Origin of the sequence: Sporosarcina sp. FA9, assembly GCF_051550205.1 — a bacterium.
Lineage (GTDB): Bacteria > Bacillota > Bacilli > Bacillales_A > Planococcaceae > Sporosarcina.
In genome coordinates this window covers 1,806,514-1,826,279 of the sequence record NZ_CP188819.1, presented here as the reverse complement: position 1 = coordinate 1,826,279, position 19,766 = coordinate 1,806,514, and the positions used below count along the sequence as shown (strand labels likewise).

The following is a 19,766-nucleotide window of genomic DNA, read 5'->3' as shown; positions in this document are numbered from 1 at the left end:
TCTTACCGTTCTTAACGGTTTAAAGCTAAATTAATAATTCGTTTTTGTTCAATTGCATGTGAAGCGCCGTCACCTTCAGATGGACTTGATCGGTGGTCACGTCCGATATAACTAACTTTTTTCTTCCCAGCGATTTCATTCATATATGGAGTTGCATACGACCAAGATCCCATGTTTTTAGGTTCTTCTTGTACCCAAATGAGATCTTTTGCCTTTGGATAACGTGAAACGATATTTTTAATCTTTTCAGAAGGGAATGGATAGAGCTGCTCTACACGAACAATATGCAAGTGATCGAAGCCTTCCCCGTCTTTTACTTGTTCTGCTAAATCAATTGCCATTTTACCACTTGCAAACAAAATACGCTCAACTTTTTCTGGTGTAGTACCTGTACCAGGTTGTTCAAGTACAGTTTGGAACGATCCTTCAGTTAAATCACTAACATCGGCACCAACTAGTGGATGACGTAAAAGTGATTTGGGTGTCACAATTACGAGTGGACGCATTGCATCTTCACCAAGCATTTTTGCTTGTCGGCGCAAAATATGGAAGTAGTTTGCTGAACTTGAAAGATTAGCTACTGTCCAGTTGTTTTCTGCACATAATTGTAAATATCGCTCGAGTCTTGCACTTGAATGCTCTGGACCTTGACCTTCATAAGCATGTGGCAATAAAAGCACGAGTCCGGACTTTTGTCCCCATTTCGCACGACTTGACGAAACAAATTGATCAAACATGACTTGTGCCATGTTTGAGAAATCACCATATTGTGCTTCCCAAATTGTAAGTGCTTTTTGGTCTTCGAGATTATAGCCGAATTCATAACCAACAATTGCTGCCTCGGAAAGAGGGCTATTGTGTGCTGAAAACGATGCTTTTGATCCGCTAATATGATGTAAAGGAGTGAATGTATTTCCTGTCTTTTCATCGTGAAGTACAAGATGACGATGGGCAAAAGTACCACGTTGAACATCTTGACCTGTTAAGCGAATTGGGTTTCCATCTTGTAAAATAGAACCAAAAGCTAAAGTTTCTGCATGTGCCCAGTCAATTTTCCCTTTACCTTTAAATGGTTCTTCACGTCTTTTTAAAATTTTAATCAATCTATTAAAGACACTAAATTCTTCTGGGTATGATAACAGCTCGTTATTGATAGTAAGTAACGTGTTTTCTTCAACCCCAGTTTCAACTACAGGATAGCCTGCAAGTACTCCTTCTGGAGCGATGTTACTTACTTCTCGCTTTGCTTTTGAGTCGGAATATGCTCTGACAACATCATGTGCAGATTGCATTTCTTTATAAATTCTTGAATCTACCTCGTCTACTTCGGTTTCACTAAGAATGTTCTCTGCAATCAGTGTATTTCCATAAAGCTCACGTACTGTGGAATGCTTATGAACATCATGGTACATTATTGGATTTGTAACTAGTGGCTCATCCATTTCGTTATGCCCATATCTTCTATAACCGATAAGGTCAATCACTATATCTTTACCGAATTTCTTGCGGTATTCAAAAGCGAAAGCAGCTGTAGCAATAACAGATTCTGGACAATCCGCATTTACATGTAAAACAGGTACTTCAAAACCTTTTGCTGGGTCTGAAGAATAGTGTGTCGATCTTGAATCAATTTGTTCTGTTGTAAAACCAATCATATTGTTCGCGATAATATGAATAGATCCGCCTGTTTTAAATCCAGGTACACGACTATAGTTAAATGTTTCGGGAACAATTCCTTGCCCAGGAAACGCTGCATCTCCATGAATTAATACTGCATATGCGGCATTCATATCTTGGCTTGGTAAACCGGGTTTATCTGTAACTTCTTGAGCTGCCCTAGTTTGGCCAGTAACAACTGAATTGACTACTTCTAAGTGGGATGGGTTATAAGCTAAGAAACGCTTCATTCCAGTTTCGCCTTTATAGGCAGCTCCCATATGGTATTTTACATCTCCAAACCAACCTCTAGTCGTTTCAACTGAACCGTCAGTTGGTAGAAATGGTTCTTCAGAAACGTTCGCAAATTGGGCAAACATCATTTCATAAGGCTTCTTTAAAATATGCGTTAGCACATTCAAACGACCACGGTGAGCCATACCTATAAGCACCTTGCTCGTCTTCTCCTCTTCTGAATGACGAATAAGTTCATCAAGGAAGACTACAAGCGTATCTAGACCTTCAATTGAAAAACGTTTTGCACCAACAAATGTGCGGTGTATGTACTTTTCAAATCCTTCAATTTTTGTAAGTCTTTCTAAGAGAAGCTTTTTATCATCGGAAGAAAGATTTACTGAAACTTGACCTGTTTCAACTTGGTTTTGAATCCAATTCCGTTCCTCTTCATCTATTATATGTGAAAATTCAAAAGCAATTTTACCTGTATATAAGGATTTCAAATAATGCACAGCACTTAGTCCATTATCAACATTATCTGGAACAACGTCGAAGAATAGATTTGCTGGCATTTTCCGTAAATCATTTTCTGATAAACCGTAATAAGAAAGTTCCAGGCGTGATGAATCTTTTGGTACATCGTTTAGTGGATAAATATTAGATGCAAGATGTCCGTATGTGCGTATAGCATCTAATAATTTGTAAGCAGATAATACTTTACCCAACTCACTAGGATCAGGAGTTCCAACTTTTGAAGATTGTTCTGAAGTTTCAACAACCATTTCAGGTGCGCCGTACTTGTTGAACATTTCCACTAGTTCTACGTCTACTAATTCAGGTGATGATTTAAACAATTCGTACATTTCCATTATATATCCAAGGTTAGGCCCAGAAAAAGAAGCATATGGTGAACGATGAATATCTAAACTTTTCGACATGTCCAATGACCTCCACATTTGCCTGTTGGCATAAAGTGTTTATATTTTTTATCTTATTAATTTTACCACGCTACAACTAGAACTTAAAGGGTTTCGCATGAACTAGCAAACATTTTTGCTAATAATAGCAATGCAATCGTTTTCATAGGTCTTTTATTATAACTCATAAAGAATTCAGACCAATTTATTTATAGTTCATAATCAACTCAACCATTTGTTCAGGTGTCTTTGGTAAAGTTGTTTCATGCATTTTTTTTATTAATAGATCTTTATTATCTATTAACTGATTAAGCTGGATTGATAGAGAATGTTGTAATAAGTCTTCTTCATTGATAACTTCGGCAAACCCCAATGATTTGAAGTGGGATGCATTTAAAATTTGGTCTCCCCGACTTTTTGCAGCAGTTAGTGGAATAAGCAGCATTGGTTTCCTTAATGCCAATAATTCAAAGATTGCGTTTGAGCCTGCTCTTGAAACTGCATAATCTGCAGCTGCTAACAAGTGAGGTAAGCCTTCTGTTACATATTCGAATTGTGTATAACCCGAAATGCTTTCTAGTTCCTCATCTAAATTACCTTTTCCACATAAGTGAATAACATCAAAAGTTTTCATAATAGTGTTTAAATCTTCACGAGTAGCTTCATTTAAAATAGCTGAACCCTGACTCCCACCCATAATTATCAAAACTGGTTTCTCGCCTGACATCCCGGCAATTCTTAATCCGTCCTTCTTAACTCCATTAAATAGTTCAGGTCGTATTATAGGTCCTGAACACGTTGCTTTTCCCTTAGTAACATAATTTAAAGTTTGTTCAAATACCGTGAAAATATGTTTAGAAAATGGCAATGCAAGTTTGTTGGCAAGTCCTGGAGTTACATCTGATTCATGTATAACAACGGGCACTTTAAGCATTTTTGCTGCTAGAACAACCGGTACCGAAACAAAGCCTCCTTTTGAAAATATAAGTTCAGGAGATGCTTTTTTTATAATAGACATTGCTTGTATAATTCCTGCGCCGACCTTAAATGGGTCAGTAAAGTTTTTCAAAGAAAAATAACGTCTAAACTTCCCGCTTTGAATGGGGTGATAAACAACTTCTGGATGTCCATCGCCAATCAACTCTTTTTCAATTCCTTCATAGGACCCAATATAATGAATCTCATATCCTCTATCATCCAATACTGGAATCAGTGCTTCATTAACCGAGACATGCCCGGCAGTGCCGCCCCCTGTTAATAAAATAACCGGCCGTTTCATGGCTTTTCACCTCTTTTATTTTGAAAATGGTCTATCCTTATCTATTATAGCAAAAGAACCGTGCTACAATGGAATTTAAATGTTTTGTAGAGGGTGATTTTTATGGAAAGTTCAATACCAATACGTAAAAAGTCTGTTATTATGGCGAAAATTGTTATGCCTATTCTCATTACTCAAGTTGCACTCTATTTAGTTACCTTCTTCGATATACTTATGACTGGACGCTACGATACATACCATCTTGCGGGTGTAACAATTGGATCTTCTTTTTGGGTTCCAGTCTACACAGGGCTTGCCGGGATTTTAATGGGACTTACTCCAATCATTGCACATCAAATTGGTGCCCGAAGGAAAGAAGAAGTTCGGCCTTCCGTTCAGCAAGGTCTTTATGTTTCAATTGTTTTGGCTGTCGTAATTTTTTTAATCATACGATTTGCAGTCGCGCCGATCCTCGTTATGATGCCACTAGAACATGAAGTTCGTGTAGTTGCAGGAGCCTATTTAAAAGGAATGAGTCTTGGTTTAATTCCCTTATTTGCTTACACAGTCCTTCGCTCGTTTTTTGATGCACTTGGTGCTACACGAGTCTCTATGGTGATCATATTATTATCCGCCCCAATAAACGTCTTTATTAACTATCTACTCATCTATGGGAACTGGGGCTTTCCAGAACTTGGCGGTGCAGGTGCGGGCTACGCTTCAGGAATCACTTATTGGCTTGTTTTTATGATTGCATGTGCAATTGCTTGGAGACGAATGCCATTTTCTAATTTCAAGTTATTTAAACAATGGGAAAAGATATCATTTAGAAGATGGAAAGAAATATTATTAATTGGAGTACCTATTGGAAGTTCCATTTTTGTTGAGACAAGTATTTTTTCCGCGGTCACACTGTTGATGAGTAATTATTCAACAGCAGTCATCTCGGCACATCAAATCGCATTAAATTTTACGTCTTTACTATATATGATACCACTTGCTATTTCCATGGGTGCCACCATTTTAGTTGGCCAAGCAGTTGGTTCAGGTCAAATGCGTGATGCTAAACAATATAGTTTCCTAAGTGTCGGACTGGCTATCTCATTTAGTTTCGTATCAATTGCTATTTTATTAATTTTCAGAGAACCGATTGCTTCGCTTTATACGATGGATGATCAAATCATTAAATTAGCCATTCAATTTCTATTTTTTGCAGCTTTATTCCAGCTATCAGACGCTGTCCAAGCACCTGTACAAGGTGCGCTTCGAGGCTATAAAGATGTTAATATGACGTTTATAATGGCAATTGTTTCTTTCTGGGTACTTGGTTTACCTATCGGCTATTTAATGGCCACGTATACAAATCTGGGCCCATATGGTTATTGGGTTGGACTTATTACGGGTTTAACAATTGGAGCCATTACACTAACCGTCAGGCTTTTATATATTCAGAAAAAGAAATTTGTGTAAAGAAAACCTTGCAGCTCTATTTAGGGTGCAAGGTTTATATTTCATTATTTAGTTTACATAATATTAATATGTGTTTATTATTATATATTTAAAAAAGAGCTACCCTGTAATAATAATCATAACCCGTTCACTTAAGTGTTACAAAACTTTAACTAACACCGCAAATATCAATACAAATAACTCAAAATTAACAAATTAGCATTGCTTTTAGCAGTGCTTTTTTTTATATGTATATCGAAGTATTCCAGAAAAAACTATAAAGATAATTCATCAGAAGGCACCAAAGTTTGGTTTCGGATAAAGCTTGTGAAGGCTATGTCATTATCTTATTTCACTGTCTAGGTGAACTTCAAATAATAGAGTTTCCCGATGAAAAAGATATTGAAAAGTTTGTTGCGGTTCACTACTGCTTCCCCCGAGCAAGTGCCACAATTAATGACCAATTAATCGGAAATTTAGATTACCGTTTACAAGCGACTTCAGAAGATGATTTATTAGACTCTGTTCCTAATATGATTTCCCTCTGTTTTAAATCGACCTTTATCATGTTGCAATCGATCTGTTAATTTTTCGTGTATGTCTTTTATGGTGGAGACTGATAAGACCCTTAAATATAATAAATGCCTTCCGTAAATTAATTCAATGAATTCTTGAAATAAGTCTATTAATATTGAATACTCTGTATAGAGTGGTAAGGTCAGGGAAAGTGAAGTGAGGCAAGGCATGTAAATGAAGGATAAATAAGTGTTCAAGACCTTTCCGAACGCATCGTCGTGTTAATGGACAAAGTGAATTATACTTTTATAGTACATGGAGAGGTTTAACTCCAACACAAATGAGAGAAACAGTACTTCTTGAAGTAGCGCACGCATTTGGACTGAATCATACACAGAAATTCAATGAACCATATTCTGTCATGAGAGGATTTGGCTTTAACAACATGTACATTCTTTTAACCGATGATTATAATGGATTAGCTACTAGATATCCGTAACTTATCGAATAATTGGCACTTTTCATCCAATAAGTATAAAGGATTTGCTAATAAGTAATATTAATGAAGGGGTGGATGTTATGCAAAAAGGTATTGTAGGCAAACTATCGAGTATAATTGTTATTTTTATTGCTTTAGTAGGCTGTAATCCGATTTCTAATTCTGAAGTAGCTGATAAAGAGCTAAAAAGTAATATTATTGATACTAAGATTAAAGGTTTCGAATCCTTTGAAGAAATAGATAATAGTACACCTATTATTATAAAGGGTATAAAAAAAGAAGAAAAAAATATAATAATGAATTACGAATATGGGGACCCCGATGGTTATACTGAATCTAATTTTGAAATTACCGATGTATTTAAAAATAGTGAACAAAATAAAAGAATAGCAATAAATAAAAATATACCTGTATTAGAACACTCTTTTCATACTGAAAATGAACATTATAATTATGGCGGATACATGAATATGAATAATGAAGATGAGTATTTATTATTTCTTACAGAAAATGAAGGAATGTTTATAATACAGGGTGTTCTTTTTGGGAAAGTACCTTTTAGTTCTGAGGAAACTGAAATTCATCAAGAAATTTCAAATGTAAACTATACCAGCGAAACTATAATAACCGCAGAATCATTTTTTAAAGAGGCTAGAAATAAATATAAAAAATAACATTCAATAAATGCACTCTTAAAAGACTACTAAATTGCAATATTAAGTTAGCCACTTAGATAAATTTCAATGTATTTATGAAAGATTTCGTTTCTTTAATTGAGTTACCAATAACACATCTAAAACAGTGCTATTTTATCTATAAAGGTTGATTTGAAGGTAAAGAAAAGAGTCCTAATTCATATGCGAATTAGGACTCGTTTTGGTGTTTAATTTGTTTTTTTGTATCACTCAACTGAACGGGTTAGTAATAATCAGGATAGCTCTTTTTCAAACTCTTATTTTGAAATAAACTGTTGTGTCCAATAGTTTCCGTTCTGATCGAAACCAATACCGATATGTGTGAAATCGGCTGTTAATATATTTTGTCGGTGTCCTGGTGATTCCATCCAAGCTTTAACAACTTCTTCTGCCGATACTTGCCCTGCTGCAATGTTTTCTGCTGCTGACTTGTATGTGACCCCATTTGCTTTCATTTGATCAAATGGTGATCCATAAGTTGGGCTTGTATGTGAAAAGTAATTTTTCGTTGCCATATCCGTAGACTTTTGACGTGCAGAATTCATTAATTTACTATCTACTTGCAATGCGGATAAACCTGCATTTTTACGTTCAATATTCGTTAAACTAAGAACTGCGTTTTCAATTGCCGAGATTGAATTATTCGTGACTGTTTCCTGCGTTGGTTTTTCAGTAGGTGTTGGTACTGGTTTTTCTACTGGAGCCGGTGCAGGTGCTGCCTTGGGAATAACAGGAGCAGGTGTTTCTTTCTTTACAGGCTCTTTGGGAGGTGTTGGTACAGCCTCTGTATTCACATTATATTTGTTAACCCAGTTATTTTGATACCCGCTGTAATCCATATTGTCGAGATTTGAATTGAAGAAGTAGAATTGCTTAAAGCCCCATCCTACGTATTGGATGTTTTCTACTTTATGGAACTGAACCTCATTGTTTTTGTAAGAAGCCTCTGCACTATTGTTCGATAATAATAATGCTGACCCAATTAAAACTGCTGCGATTGACTTTTTCATTTCTCATCTCTCCCTTCGCAATCTATCATAACGCGTTTGAGAGTTCGAAAGTCGGTTAACTTTTCCAATAAAACCATTGGGACCATAAATGACTGTACATCAATGTTTGTACTTGAAATGATTGGTTAGTTTTGGACTTACTTGTACTTATTACATTTCAAAAGGGGTTGACACTACACAAAATCACTTATATTCATACTGAATTGAGTCAATTCCTTCACCAATGATTACGAGTCTGGGAGTCATTTTTATATATTCAGGCAACCAGCTGACCATGCCATATGCATACTGGAAAAGGTGTGGATTTTTTGTTCCTTCTAATGGAACGTAGCCTTTCATTCTATAAACTGTTTCAGGTAAAGTTTTGACCCACTCTTCAAAATCATCGCGCGAAACTGATTGTGTAAACGTTATCAGTTTTGAAGTAAGTGGTAGCCCCTTACCAGATATAACGGATTTTTCGGATCTTTCCTTGGTTGAATGCAGTACTTTTTCTATATAAGAGAAAGCAATCTTAGCACCAATTGTTTGGACTACAGGTGCTGTTTCATTATAGTTTGCAAGCTCCATTGAAACCGTAGCCATTTCACTTTCAGTTAGTAGATCAGATTTATTTGCTAGAAGAAGGTGAGCATGACGAATTTGTTCCATGTATAAGGCTCTGATTTGTGGAGATAGATTTTCTCTGTCAAGCCAAAGTTTACTATCTACTACAGTGATTATTCCTCGTATATTAAGTTGGTCCGCAAATATGGGTGAATAAATTGCGTCCAAAGCTTCAACTGGGTGAGCTGCTCCTGTTGTTTCAATCAAAATAACGTCAATATCTTTGTTCTCTTCAAGTAAACTTTGTATCTGTGCCTCCGTTTGTTCTGAACCTGTACAACAGATGCAGCCGTCAAGAACTTCTTTAAGAGGTACTCCATTTTCAACAGCGTCCGAATCAATGGATAAGCTTCCAAATTCATTCATGAAAACGGCAGGTTTTCTACCAGATTCTTTAATTTGACTAATAACATTTAGCAGTAAAGATGTTTTTCCACTTCCAAGAAAACCGCTGAATAAATATACATCAACCATAAAAACAACTCCATTTTTATAATAAGAAAAGCATCCGCTTAGAAAAAACGGACGCTCTTCTTTTATTTTCCTGCTTTTTCAAGAAGAATTTCTTTTGCTTTTAATAACTGTGGATCGTCTTTTTTAATCTTCTCGCGTAATCTTTCCATTAGACCATATGTCGTATCCCCTATTAAAATTCCTGTAGGTTCAATTGATAAGTCTTCTTGTAGGTTTTTCACAGCATCACTAGTTTTTTCATCAAATAAGCCATCCAGTTCTCCTGGATCGTAACCAATTGCTGCAAGCATCTCTTCGGCAGATTTAATAGCTGGAGAAAGTAATCCTTCTTTCATTTCCAATGCAGGATCTAAATAAGGGAGCATTGCGTATGATGGATATGGAACTTCAATATCTGGTTTTATACCTTCTTTGTGTATCCAATTGCCATCTGGTGTAAGCCACTTAGCAGTTGTAAGTTTTAAGTTCGAACCATCTGGTAAGTTTGTTGGTGATTGCACAGTGCCTTTACCAAATGTTTTTAATCCAACTAGTGGAATATCGGAAGACTCACTGAGTGCTGCAGCAAGTATCTCTGAGGCTGAGGCACTTCCTTCATCCATAACTAAGGCAACGGGTACTTGTATCTTTCTTGTATCTTGAGCAGTAGTCACAATCGGCTTTTTGTTTTTGAGTTCATATTGGAATATGTTTTTACCCGTCGGTACAAATAAATCGGAGATCTCGACAGCGATATCCAATAAGCCTCCAGGATTTTGTCGCACATCTATGACTAATCCTTTCATGCCTTGTTCTTCCATATCGTCCAATGCAAGTAACAATTCTTCAAATGTACCGTTAGAGAAGCTTGTAATGCGAATATGGGCAATGCCATCTCCAAGCATTTCGGCATAAATTGTTTCAATTGGAATGACATCGCGCGTTATCTTTATTTCCATAGGTTCAATTGCGGCACCGCGCATAACAGTAAGAGTTACCGAGGTACCTTTTTCTCCTCTGATAATAAGGACTGCTTCGGATGACGACATTCCTTGTATACTTTCTCCATCAACCGCAATAATTTTATCAAGTGGTAATATGCCTGCCCGTTCAGCTGGCGAATTCTTAATAGGTGAAACAACAGAAATGAAACCGTCTTTCTCCTGAATTTCAGCTCCTATGCCTTCGAAAGTAGAGGATATGCTTTCATTGAGCTGACGTGCCTCTTCTTCGTTTAAATAATCGGAATAAGGATCTCCAAGTGAATCAATCATTCCATTGATTGCACCGTCAATAGCTGCAGTTTCATCAATGTCTTGAAAATATTTGTCTTTCATTTCATCATAAGCGTCATACAATTTTTTAAATTCTTTTCGGTCAACCGTTTGAACTGGTGAACCAACTTCTACTACTTTATCTTCGCCAGTTGTAAGCACAAAAAACGTTACGCCAATTGTAGCTAAAACGAGTCCGATTATAAGCATAACGAACGAGAACGGTTTTAGTTGTATCGTTCTCTTCTGTTGTTGAACTTCATTTGGAACAGTTTTTTCTTCATGTTCATTTTTTTCGTTATCGTCCATCCAGCTCCCTACTTTCTCCTGCGCAAAATAAATAAATGGAAAAAGAACCGCAACTAAGTAAACGGTTCCCCATTAAGGATTTCAATCCATTAGAGAAGCTTCTAGAGCAACTTCAATCATATCGTTAAATGTAATTTGACGTTCTTCTGAAGATGTTGATTCGCCTGTAATAATATGATCGCTTACTGTTAATATCGCTAGAGCTTGACGACCAAACTTTGCAGCAAGTGTATAAAGTGCGGCAGCTTCCATTTCGACTGCTAGAACGCCATACTGTGCCCATTTTTCATGATTTGCAAATTCATTGTAAAATAAATCTTCTGTGTATACGTTTCCAACTTTCATTTTTAACCCTTTATTAATACCAGCATTATATGCTTTTAAAAGAAGGTCAAAGTTTGCCGTTGGTGCAAAATCATTACCGTCAAAAATTATTTGGTTCATACGTGAATTAGTTGATGCACTTTGCGCAATAATAACATCACGTATCTTTACGTCTTTTTGAATTGCTCCACAAGTTCCGACACGAATTAGTTTTTGGACATCGTATTCTTGCATTAGTTCAGTTATATAAATGGATATAGAAGGTACACCCATTCCAGTTCCTTGTACGGAAATACGTTTGCCTTTATACGTACCGGTATAACCAAACATGTTTCGAACTTCGTTGTATTGTTTTACATCTTCTAAAAATGTTTCAGCGATGTATTTTGCACGGAGTGGATCCCCAGGCAGTAAAATAGTTTCAGCGATATCACCTTTTTTTGCATTAATATGTATACTCATAAAATACAGACCCCACTTTCAAATTTTCTCTTCTAATAATACGCTCTCTGCATTCTTAATGCAACGAAGAGAGGAGTGATTATTGATTCAATCTTTCTTCATATAATTTATATAATTCATCGAATACAGTAGACAGCATACAATCGTCTACTTTTTCTTCGATGTAGCGTGATAATGGATCAAATTCAGTCTCATCTTTTGGGAAACTAAGATCTTTAAACATAGCTTCAGCAAACTGTGCCATTAAATTATCTTTTCCCCCTGCACGAAACGAAAGAGTGAACTGGTAAAAAGATCGGTTCATCCGTTCAACCCCTTTTTAGTTACTCCCCCAATTAAAACAGACGAGTATATTCGATATAACCTTCTTCTTCAAGTTTCTGTACTGGTACAAAACGAAGCGCTGCAGAATTTATACAATACCGCAATCCGTTTTCCTCAGGTCCATCTGGAAACACATGTCCAAGATGTGAGTCCGCAGTTTTCGAACGTACTTCAATTCGTCGCATACCATGTGTATCATCAAAGTGTTCAATTACTTCAGCATCTTCAATAGATTTTGTGAAACTAGGCCATCCACATCCAGCATCATACTTGTCTTTAGAGCTGAATAAAGGTTTACCAGAAACAATATCTACATAAATACCATCTTCGTAATGATTATCGAATTCGTTCTTATATGGTTGTTCTGTGCCGTTTTCTTGAGTTACATAATACTGGATATCCGTTAATTTCTTTTTTAGATCTTCACTCATAACTTGTCCCTCCAATTTTCTGTTTTAAAATTCTCTCTACCTGAACCAACTGCGTACCGATTGTAATGCGTAGGATTCTTCATATAATAGTCTTGGTGTCCAACTTCAGCTGCATAAAATACTTTTGCAGGTAAAATATCTGTTGCAATTTGTTCTGCGAATCTGCCTGATGACCCTAAATTTACTTTTGATTGTACAGCCGCTTCTTTCTGCTCTTCAGTGTGATAATAAATTGCGGTTTTATAAGATTCTCCTCGGTCAAAAAACTGTCCTCCTGAGTCTGTAGGATTAATTTGACGCCAAAAAATATCAAGTAACTCATTGTAGGATATTTTGTCTTCATCGAATGTAATTTGTACTGCTTCACGATGTCCCGTTTTGTTTGTACAGACAAGCTCATACGTAGGGTTTTCAACATCACCACCCGTATATCCGGAAATTACTGTCTCCACTCCATCATAACGGTCAAACGGCTTCACCATGCACCAGAAACAGCCACCTGCAAATGTTGCTTTCGACAGAGTCATAATTTATACCTCCTTATTCATTTGGAATAATTATTTCTAGAAGAATTTCATCGTTCTCTAAATTGAACTCTTTTGCTTTCACCTTTAAATTACCCGAAAGAGCTATTGCTGAAAGATCTATAAATAACTCTTCTTCTTTTGGTCGAACAATCATCCATGGTGGTAATTTAACAGAGTCTTTCAATATCTTTAACACAGTAGATGGAGGAATATTCAACTTACCAATTTCTACGGATGATTGTTTCAAAATTAAATTTCCATCCTCACGGACAATTGGGTCAAAATGCATTGTTACAGGCATAGTTATCGAGAATACAGTTAACTCTGATGATAACACAATATCATTGCCTATCTCCATGTTAACGGGTAGCTTTTCTCCATTCATCGCTTTACTAATATAGGTATTGGCAATTCCCTCAAAATCCTTTTTTGTAGCTCTCACAACTAAATGATTGCTCGAAGCACTTGCCACTTTACCGGAAGGAATTTCTTCCGAATCACCAGGATCAGCAATATACATAACAAGTGCAACAATGCTAGCAACAACAAGTCCACTCAATATAAAAAATCCAGCTTTCCAAATATTCACGAGATTAGCCTCCTACATATCCAATTCCCCATCCGAAAGTTTTCGCAAATCGCAGCTTTTAATTTTCTCCATAAAACGTTTAGACATTGAATTATAGCCATTTGCATTTGGGTGAAAAAAATCAGTGTGATATACCATAGCTGTATTTGAATCGAATAGGTCCGTAACAGGCACGAAACACGATTTATTATCGAGTACAGTACGTGCTTCGATTGCTTTGTTCCACTCTTCAATAATACCTTCAAAATCGTTCGCTTCATCTGTTACAAGGGATAGTGGATTATAAAGTCCTGCTAATACTATTATTGCATCGCTATTCAGTCCTCTAATTATTCCATAAAGTTCATCTAAGTTTGTTTCGAAATGTTTAAGTTCTTCGTAAAAAGGATCCTTCTTTAAATTAAAAAGGTTTTTTTTAACGACTTTCATTAAGTCATTACCACCAATTGTTATTAAAATAACATCAGCTTTTTCAACGGTCCTTTTGACATCGGGGTCTTCCAACTTTTTGTTTAGCTGTTCACTCCGGCTACCCCTTTTTGCAAGGTTATCCGTTTTGACGTTTTTTACACCTTTCCATTCAAACATTTCATTTGTTACCCGTCCAAAATAGCCCTCTTTTTTAAGCTCATCTCCGACACCTTGTGTAAGTGAATCCCCAAGTCCGACAACTCGTATTTGCTTTGATATAAAAAAGTTTGGAACAACCCACTCTTTAAATGCAGTGGAAGTTCGTTCCGTGCTTATTTCTGTAGGTTTAATAAAAGCTGATTGACAGCCAGACAAAAACATAGAGAAGACCAAAGCAACAATAACTAATCTTCTCACATAAAGTCCCCTTTTCTTTGAAAGTTGCTTCTTTAATCTGTGTAGTACATAAAACCGATAGCGCCTTCTCCTGTATGCGTACTAATAACCGGAGAAGTAAATGTAAGCTTAACTTCTTTCACACCCGATTCCTCAATTAGTTTTTTGAGGGGTTCAGCCATTTTCATTCCATTTGCCTGAGAAATACCTACACCGCGAATTATTTTACCCGCTGTTTCCTCGGTAAAGACTTTGAATAAATGTGCAACAACTTGTTTATGACTACGTGCTTTTGCCACAGGAGTGTATACCCCATCCTGCAGAGTTGCAATCGGTTTAATATTAAGTAACGAACCAATCAGTGCACGGCCTTTGCCGATACGCCCGCCCTTAACAAGATTATCTAATACATCAACAACAACAAAAAGTGTTGTTTGTTTTCGAACAGAATCTAAACGCTTAACAATTTCTAAACTAGTATTTCCTCTACTTGCCATTTCAGCTGCCTCAAGTACTTGAAAAGATAAGCCATGGGAAATAAACATTGAATCTATGACAGTTACCTTTGAATCTGTCATTTCAGCTGCCGCCTGAGCAGATTTTACAGTTCCACTCATACCAGCTGTCATATGTATTGAAATTATTTCACTACCATCTTTACCTAGCTCATCATAAAGCTCCTTAAAAACACCAACAGCTGGTTGTGAGCTTTTTGGTAATTCTGAGGCTGATGCCATCATTCTAAGAAATTGTTCTGGTAATACATCGACTCCATCCACATATGTTTCCCCAGAAATTAAAAGTGTTAAAGGCACAATGTGAAGATTATATTTTTTGATATCCTCCTCAGTCAAATCTGCTGTAGAATCTGTAACAATATATACTTTCTTCATTGGATGATCTCCTCTCTAGTTATGGAATTAGTTCATGCTTTTCTATATAATCATTTCATAGGAGGTTTTATTATGACGACATCATTCGACTTTAAAACAAGTAAAGAAGAACTTTGGAATGCCATCACACATGGCATCGGTTTTTTTCTTACAATACCTGCATTAATAATCCTTATTTTACAAGGAGTTGAATATGGTTCCACGATTCATATAGTTAGTTATACTATTTTCGGAAGCTCGATGCTCCTACTCTTCCTTATGAGTACACTACTGCATAGTATGCCTGTTAAATTCAAGAAACTTTTTTCGATTCTTGATCACTCCGCAATTTATATACTCATTGCAGGGACCTATACTCCATTTACCCTAATTGTAATTAAAGGTTCTCTAGGTTGGACACTTTTCGGGATAATATGGGGCCTTGCTGTTTTGGGTGTTCTATTTAAAGTCTTCTTTATTCACCGGTTTGAATATATTTCACTTATCTTTTACGTTGTAATGGGTTGGTTAGTGCTAATAGGCATCAAACCACTTTATCTGAACTTAACATTTGATGGTTTTATACTTTTGGTCATAGGAGGACTTCTGTATACATTCGGTTCAGTTTTTTATGCTGTACGGAGAATTCCATACAATCATGCAATTTGGCACCTCTTTGTACTTGCTGGAAGTGCATTCATGTATTTCAGTATTCTCTTTTATACATAAAACGATTTGCTGTGTTCTTCGTTTTATTTCCTTTCATAAACAAAAAATGTGTAAGGAATACCGTTTTCAGATACTTCCTTTTCAGAAGTAGAGCTGATTTTCCACTCTGAATCATATGAGGGGAAAAACGTGTCACCTTCAAAATGTTTTTCGATAACTGTGATATATAAGCGGTCTGCAACATCCAATACCAATTTGAATATTTCGGATCCACCGATGACCATGACCTCTTCATTGTATTCTCGTGCTTTTTCAATCGCTAATTTTAAGTCACTAAAAACAAGAACCCCTTCAGCCGTGTAATTTTCATTTTTTGTAAGAACGATGTTTAATCTGCCGGGCAAGGGTCTTCCAATTGACTCATATGTTTTACGTCCCATAACAATTGCTTTTCCAAGCGTCATTTTTTTAAAATAGGCTAAATCTTCAGGGATATGCCATGGTAAATCATTATTTAATCCGATTACCCGATTTAAATCATGGGCTACTAATAGTGAAATCATCTATATCGCTCCTTTATACGGCAATGGGTGCTTTTATTCTCGGGTGTGGATTGTAATTTTCCAATTCAATGTCTGCTACTTCCATATCAAAAATAGACTTCTCTATGTTGATTTTTACCGTGGGCAATGTTTTAGGTTCACGTGAAAGTTGTTCGTTCACTTGGTCCAAATGATTAGAATAAATATGTGCATCTCCGAGTGTATGCACAAATTCACCAACTTTTAAATTGCACTCATGGGCAATTAAATGAACGAGAAGTGCATAAGACGCAATATTAAATGGAACACCAAGGAAGATATCAGCACTTCTTTGATAAAGTTGACAAGATAATTTACCATCAGAAACATAAAACTGAAACAATGCATGACAAGGCGGGAGAGCCATATTGTCTACTTCCGATGGGTTCCATGCTGTAACAATATGACGTCTGGAATCGGGATTTGTTTTAATGCCCTCAATAAGATTTGAAATTTGATCGATTGAACCTTCTCCTGCTGACCAAGAACGCCATTGTTTCCCATACACAGGACCAAGATTTGCATATTTATTTGCAAACTGTTCGTCTTCTAGGACACGTTCTTTAAATAAATTCATTTCCTTTTTATAGACTTCTAAAAACTCAGCATCGTTCACAGCACGAAGCCCAAAGTTGGTCATATCGGGGCCTGTATACTCGTCACTAGAAATCCATTGTTCAAACGCCCATTCATCCCAAATAGGATTGCGATCTTGAATAAGTGTGCGAACATTTGTATCTCCTTTTAGAAACCATAAAAGTTCAGAAACAATTAATCGAAATGCAGTTTTTTTAGTAGTCATTAATGGAAATCCTTCATTTAAGTCAAATCTCATTTGATATCCAAAAACACTAATCGTCCCCGTGCCTGTTCTGTCTTCTTTTTTAGTTCCCGTTTCAAGAACGTGATTACATAACTCTAAATATTGCTTCATAAAATATCCTCCTAGCATTAATCTTAAGTATACAAAAATAACCTTTAGTATAACAGAAATAGCATTCAGTAATAGTAATTTCACTTTAGATATTTAAAAATACACCACTGAAATGGGATTTAAGATAACCATTTCGGTGGTGTATTTTTCGACCAATAAATGTCTCCAATTGTATGGTGTGCCACAAAATTGTCGTCTGATATGTGATAATGGAAGTTGAAAAAGAAACCGTCTTGTGGTCGTTTCTCAGTCCGAACATGAAAACGAATGATGTCTTTTCTTCTATCCATATCATAAATGTGAAAGACTTTTTCAGAATAATCTCCGGCAGGTTTTTCGCTTATTGATATCCTACGCTTATGTAAATCATCAGATTCTCTTAATGTCATTCTAATAGCCTCATCAATTTTAGGGAAAATGACCTCATTAAATTCATCCGAAATAACAGGCCCTATTCTAGAACCGAATTTCATGAAAGATAAATCTCTTGCTGACGAGATTAGATATTCTTCAATCGATTCAACAGGGTCTAGAGGTTTGGTCTCGGTAAAATCAATATCATATGTTTGTTCAAACCGGGATGCATCCATTTGTTTAGCATCGTCTTTGTCTTGTAAGAGCGTCCATATTTCATGACCTGGATTAATTACACCAAAAGTCAGGAGCGCAACAGAGGCAATAAGCGATTTCTGCAACCATTTTTTCATAGATTCTCACCTGCAATTGTGTACGATTTTTTAACACTCTAAGTTACTTTGACGAATTAGTTATCAAAAGGTTTCTTCTTTGTAACTTTCATTGTACAATAAATATGTAGATAAATGTCCGTTTTTTTTGAAGGAGGTTTTTACTGATGAATGTTGAATTATTTATCGGTCTGGGAATGCTCGCTTTAGTTATTTATTTGAGCTCCCTAAACTTTACAAACTAATTCGCAAACGCCGTCACTTCCTTTTTGGGAGAGGCGGCTTTTTCATTTTTCGAGTGATGCGAAATGAAACTTAGTGTTCGGTCTATTGTATCTCTTAAATTCGAATTGTTCAAATACTGGAGAATCAAATCGATCCTTGATAACGACCCTTTCTTTGCAAACACGTAAGGCATGCTCCAACCATAATTCAGTTAGAGCGTTTTTTGCACCTACTTGTCTTAATGGGGTGAAATTGGAAGATTCATTAATCGGATCACTAAACATAGGATCAATGTAAACGATATCCCAACTAGAATCGGATTGCTTTTTCAAGTAATTAATAGCATTATCTTGAACAACATGTATACCATGCATAGCGTCAATTAGCTTATTGGATTTAGATGGAAACGAAAGCAATCCCTTCATCGTTATGAATGCAATGTCACGATCTAATTCAACCCCAGTAACATTGCCCAATTCACCAACGATATAAGAGGCAATGATGCTGTCCGACGCTAGTCCAAGTGTGCAATCTAAAAAAGACATTCCACTTTTTAATTGAGTTGCTTCTATTAAAGGATCCGTTTCACCTTTGATGAGTCGCTTCAACCGAAAAGCTGCCGAATTGGGATGGAAGAAAAAAGGTTTCTCCATTCCAATTCGGTACAGTTCAAAACGATCTTTTCCAGCCACAATGCAATTCGAGTCATTTATCTTTTGAATACTTTTTATCGATTGTTTGTTTCGTTCGACAATTTCATAACCAAGTATATTTGCTGCCTCTTTCGCAAGTAAGCTAGTTGGATAACTGGGTCTACCACTTGTTGTAATGACTGTTTTCATTCGTTGCAAAATTGCTCAAGAACACCTGTCAAATGATCTTTTATTTGCTCCATTTGGGAATTCTCGATTTGTTCTCTTGGAATAAAGTACGCAAGAGCGCCATTTTTCCACAAAGCGATTGAAGGTGAACTAGGTGGAACTTCTGGAAAGTAATCTCTAAACATCGCAGTAGCTTCTTTATCTTGGCCAGCAAAAACTGTGAATAAATGATCTGGTTTATTCTTAGTCGAACTTAGAGCTTCTCTAACTGCTGGTCGAGCTTGACCCGCCGCACAGCCACAAACAGAGTTAATAACCACTAGTGCAGTACCTTCCAATTTATCCATCGTTTCTTGAACTTTTTCCGCACTCGTTAGCTCCGTAAAGCCATGTTGCACAAGTTCTTCTCGCATCGGTTTAACGATGCCTTTCATATATTCATCATAAGCATTCATTATTGTATCCCCTTCCAAAAATATGTTCCAATTCTCTTTGTATCTATTCCAATATACAGCTTTAATCCAATCTTTTCATTCAAGAGATACTATTACTTGAAAAGTTGTCGGGTTTATTTTGAGTGTTGCGAAGTATTTCGTAACCATTGCGAGGTTTGGTTAAAACGTTGCGTAGTTTAT

The 19,766-nt window shown here is 36.3% G+C and carries 22 protein-coding genes; 5 read left to right on the top strand and 17 right to left on the bottom strand.

Going from position 1 to position 19,766, the window contains the following annotated elements; all coding sequences use genetic code 11:
• Positions 1 to 11 precede the first annotated feature (11 nt).
• Positions 12 to 2,831 (bottom strand): 2-oxoglutarate dehydrogenase E1 component, encoded by a 2,820-nt coding sequence (locus ACP8HH_RS08940; RefSeq protein ID WP_438318850.1) that lies wholly within the window; start codon positions 2,829 to 2,831, stop codon positions 12 to 14.
• 184 nt (positions 2,832 to 3,015) lie between these two features.
• Positions 3,016 to 4,089 carry an undecaprenyldiphospho-muramoylpentapeptide beta-N-acetylglucosaminyltransferase gene (locus tag ACP8HH_RS08935; protein ID WP_438318847.1) on the bottom strand — a complete coding sequence of 358 codons (1,074 nt, stop codon included), beginning with the start codon at positions 4,087 to 4,089 and terminating at the stop codon, positions 3,016 to 3,018.
• A gap of 102 nt (positions 4,090 to 4,191) precedes the next feature.
• Here ACP8HH_RS08935 and ACP8HH_RS08930 point away from each other — a divergent pair, with 102 nt between their 5' ends.
• The 4 genes from ACP8HH_RS08930 (at position 4,192) to ACP8HH_RS08915 (ending at position 7,206) form a co-directional block, all read left to right on the top strand.
• Positions 4,192 to 5,538: an MATE family efflux transporter gene (locus ACP8HH_RS08930; RefSeq protein WP_438318844.1), complete on the top strand. Its 1,347-nt coding sequence runs from the start codon at positions 4,192 to 4,194 to the stop codon at positions 5,536 to 5,538.
• 287 nt (positions 5,539 to 5,825) lie between these two features.
• Complete coding sequence (locus ACP8HH_RS08925; protein WP_438318841.1) at positions 5,826 to 6,104, top strand: hypothetical protein; 279 nt, start codon at positions 5,826 to 5,828, stop codon at positions 6,102 to 6,104.
• A gap of 269 nt (positions 6,105 to 6,373) precedes the next feature.
• Entirely contained in the window at positions 6,374 to 6,532 is a 159-nt protein-coding gene (locus ACP8HH_RS08920; protein ID WP_438318838.1) for a hypothetical protein, read from the top strand.
• A gap of 80 nt (positions 6,533 to 6,612) precedes the next feature.
• The gene (locus ACP8HH_RS08915; protein ID WP_438318835.1) at positions 6,613 to 7,206 is read left to right on the top strand and encodes a hypothetical protein; all 594 of its coding nucleotides are present in this window, start codon (positions 6,613 to 6,615) and stop codon (positions 7,204 to 7,206) included.
• A gap of 278 nt (positions 7,207 to 7,484) precedes the next feature.
• On the opposite strand, the gene ACP8HH_RS08910 is transcribed toward ACP8HH_RS08915, so the two are convergent.
• The 10 genes from ACP8HH_RS08910 to ACP8HH_RS08865 form a co-directional block, all read right to left on the bottom strand.
• Positions 7,485 to 8,237, bottom strand: a complete 753-nt coding sequence (locus ACP8HH_RS08910) for a CAP domain-containing protein (RefSeq protein WP_438318833.1) — start codon at positions 8,235 to 8,237, stop codon at positions 7,485 to 7,487.
• 183 nt (positions 8,238 to 8,420) lie between these two features.
• Positions 8,421 to 9,317, bottom strand: a complete 897-nt coding sequence (locus ACP8HH_RS08905) for a CobW family GTP-binding protein (protein WP_438318830.1) — start codon at positions 9,315 to 9,317, stop codon at positions 8,421 to 8,423.
• A 62-nt stretch (positions 9,318 to 9,379) separates the two neighbouring features.
• On the bottom strand, positions 9,380 to 10,879 hold the full coding sequence (locus ACP8HH_RS08900; RefSeq protein WP_438318827.1) for a S41 family peptidase: 1,500 nt from the start codon (positions 10,877 to 10,879) through the stop codon (positions 9,380 to 9,382).
• A gap of 81 nt (positions 10,880 to 10,960) precedes the next feature.
• Positions 10,961 to 11,665 (bottom strand): purine-nucleoside phosphorylase, encoded by a 705-nt coding sequence (deoD, locus tag ACP8HH_RS08895; RefSeq protein ID WP_438318824.1) that lies wholly within the window; start codon positions 11,663 to 11,665, stop codon positions 10,961 to 10,963.
• Positions 11,666 to 11,744: 79 nt separating this feature from the next.
• On the bottom strand, positions 11,745 to 11,969 hold the full coding sequence (locus ACP8HH_RS08890) for a YozE family protein (protein ID WP_438318821.1): 225 nt from the start codon (positions 11,967 to 11,969) through the stop codon (positions 11,745 to 11,747).
• A gap of 31 nt (positions 11,970 to 12,000) precedes the next feature.
• Positions 12,001 to 12,420, bottom strand: coding sequence for a peptide-methionine (R)-S-oxide reductase MsrB (gene msrB / locus ACP8HH_RS08885; RefSeq protein WP_438318819.1), 420 nt, complete (start codon positions 12,418 to 12,420; stop codon positions 12,001 to 12,003).
• On the bottom strand, positions 12,417 to 12,947 hold the full coding sequence (msrA, locus tag ACP8HH_RS08880; RefSeq protein ID WP_438318816.1) for a peptide-methionine (S)-S-oxide reductase MsrA: 531 nt from the start codon (positions 12,945 to 12,947) through the stop codon (positions 12,417 to 12,419). Before msrA ends, msrB begins: the two co-directional genes overlap by 4 nt.
• A gap of 13 nt (positions 12,948 to 12,960) precedes the next feature.
• Positions 12,961 to 13,536, bottom strand: coding sequence for a YpmS family protein (locus ACP8HH_RS08875; protein ID WP_438318813.1), 576 nt, complete (start codon positions 13,534 to 13,536; stop codon positions 12,961 to 12,963).
• Positions 13,537 to 13,548: 12 nt separating this feature from the next.
• The gene (locus ACP8HH_RS08870; RefSeq protein ID WP_438318810.1) at positions 13,549 to 14,364 is read right to left on the bottom strand and encodes a GDSL-type esterase/lipase family protein; all 816 of its coding nucleotides are present in this window, start codon (positions 14,362 to 14,364) and stop codon (positions 13,549 to 13,551) included.
• A gap of 32 nt (positions 14,365 to 14,396) precedes the next feature.
• Positions 14,397 to 15,236: a DegV family protein gene (locus ACP8HH_RS08865; RefSeq protein ID WP_438318807.1), complete on the bottom strand. Its 840-nt coding sequence runs from the start codon at positions 15,234 to 15,236 to the stop codon at positions 14,397 to 14,399.
• Between the two features lie 72 nt (positions 15,237 to 15,308).
• Between ACP8HH_RS08865 and trhA the strand changes: the two genes are divergently transcribed.
• Entirely contained in the window at positions 15,309 to 15,944 is a 636-nt protein-coding gene (gene trhA / locus ACP8HH_RS08860) for a PAQR family membrane homeostasis protein TrhA (RefSeq protein WP_438318804.1), read from the top strand.
• Between the two features lie 23 nt (positions 15,945 to 15,967).
• On the opposite strand, the gene ACP8HH_RS08855 is transcribed toward trhA, so the two are convergent.
• From ACP8HH_RS08855 to ACP8HH_RS08835, 5 genes are all read right to left on the bottom strand, one after another.
• On the bottom strand, positions 15,968 to 16,447 hold the full coding sequence (locus tag ACP8HH_RS08855) for a dihydrofolate reductase (RefSeq protein WP_438318801.1): 480 nt from the start codon (positions 16,445 to 16,447) through the stop codon (positions 15,968 to 15,970).
• Positions 16,448 to 16,460: 13 nt separating this feature from the next.
• The gene (locus ACP8HH_RS08850; protein WP_438318798.1) at positions 16,461 to 17,399 is read right to left on the bottom strand and encodes a thymidylate synthase; all 939 of its coding nucleotides are present in this window, start codon (positions 17,397 to 17,399) and stop codon (positions 16,461 to 16,463) included.
• A gap of 119 nt (positions 17,400 to 17,518) precedes the next feature.
• Entirely contained in the window at positions 17,519 to 18,106 is a 588-nt protein-coding gene (locus tag ACP8HH_RS08845) for a YpjP family protein (RefSeq protein ID WP_438318795.1), read from the bottom strand.
• Between the two features lie 266 nt (positions 18,107 to 18,372).
• The gene (locus tag ACP8HH_RS08840) at positions 18,373 to 19,152 is read right to left on the bottom strand and encodes a class I SAM-dependent methyltransferase (RefSeq protein WP_438318792.1); all 780 of its coding nucleotides are present in this window, start codon (positions 19,150 to 19,152) and stop codon (positions 18,373 to 18,375) included.
• Positions 19,149 to 19,586 (bottom strand): BrxA/BrxB family bacilliredoxin, encoded by a 438-nt coding sequence (locus ACP8HH_RS08835; protein ID WP_438318789.1) that lies wholly within the window; start codon positions 19,584 to 19,586, stop codon positions 19,149 to 19,151. The genes ACP8HH_RS08840 and ACP8HH_RS08835 overlap by 4 nt, the downstream gene beginning before the upstream one ends.
• Between the last annotated feature and the right edge of the window lie 180 nt (positions 19,587 to 19,766).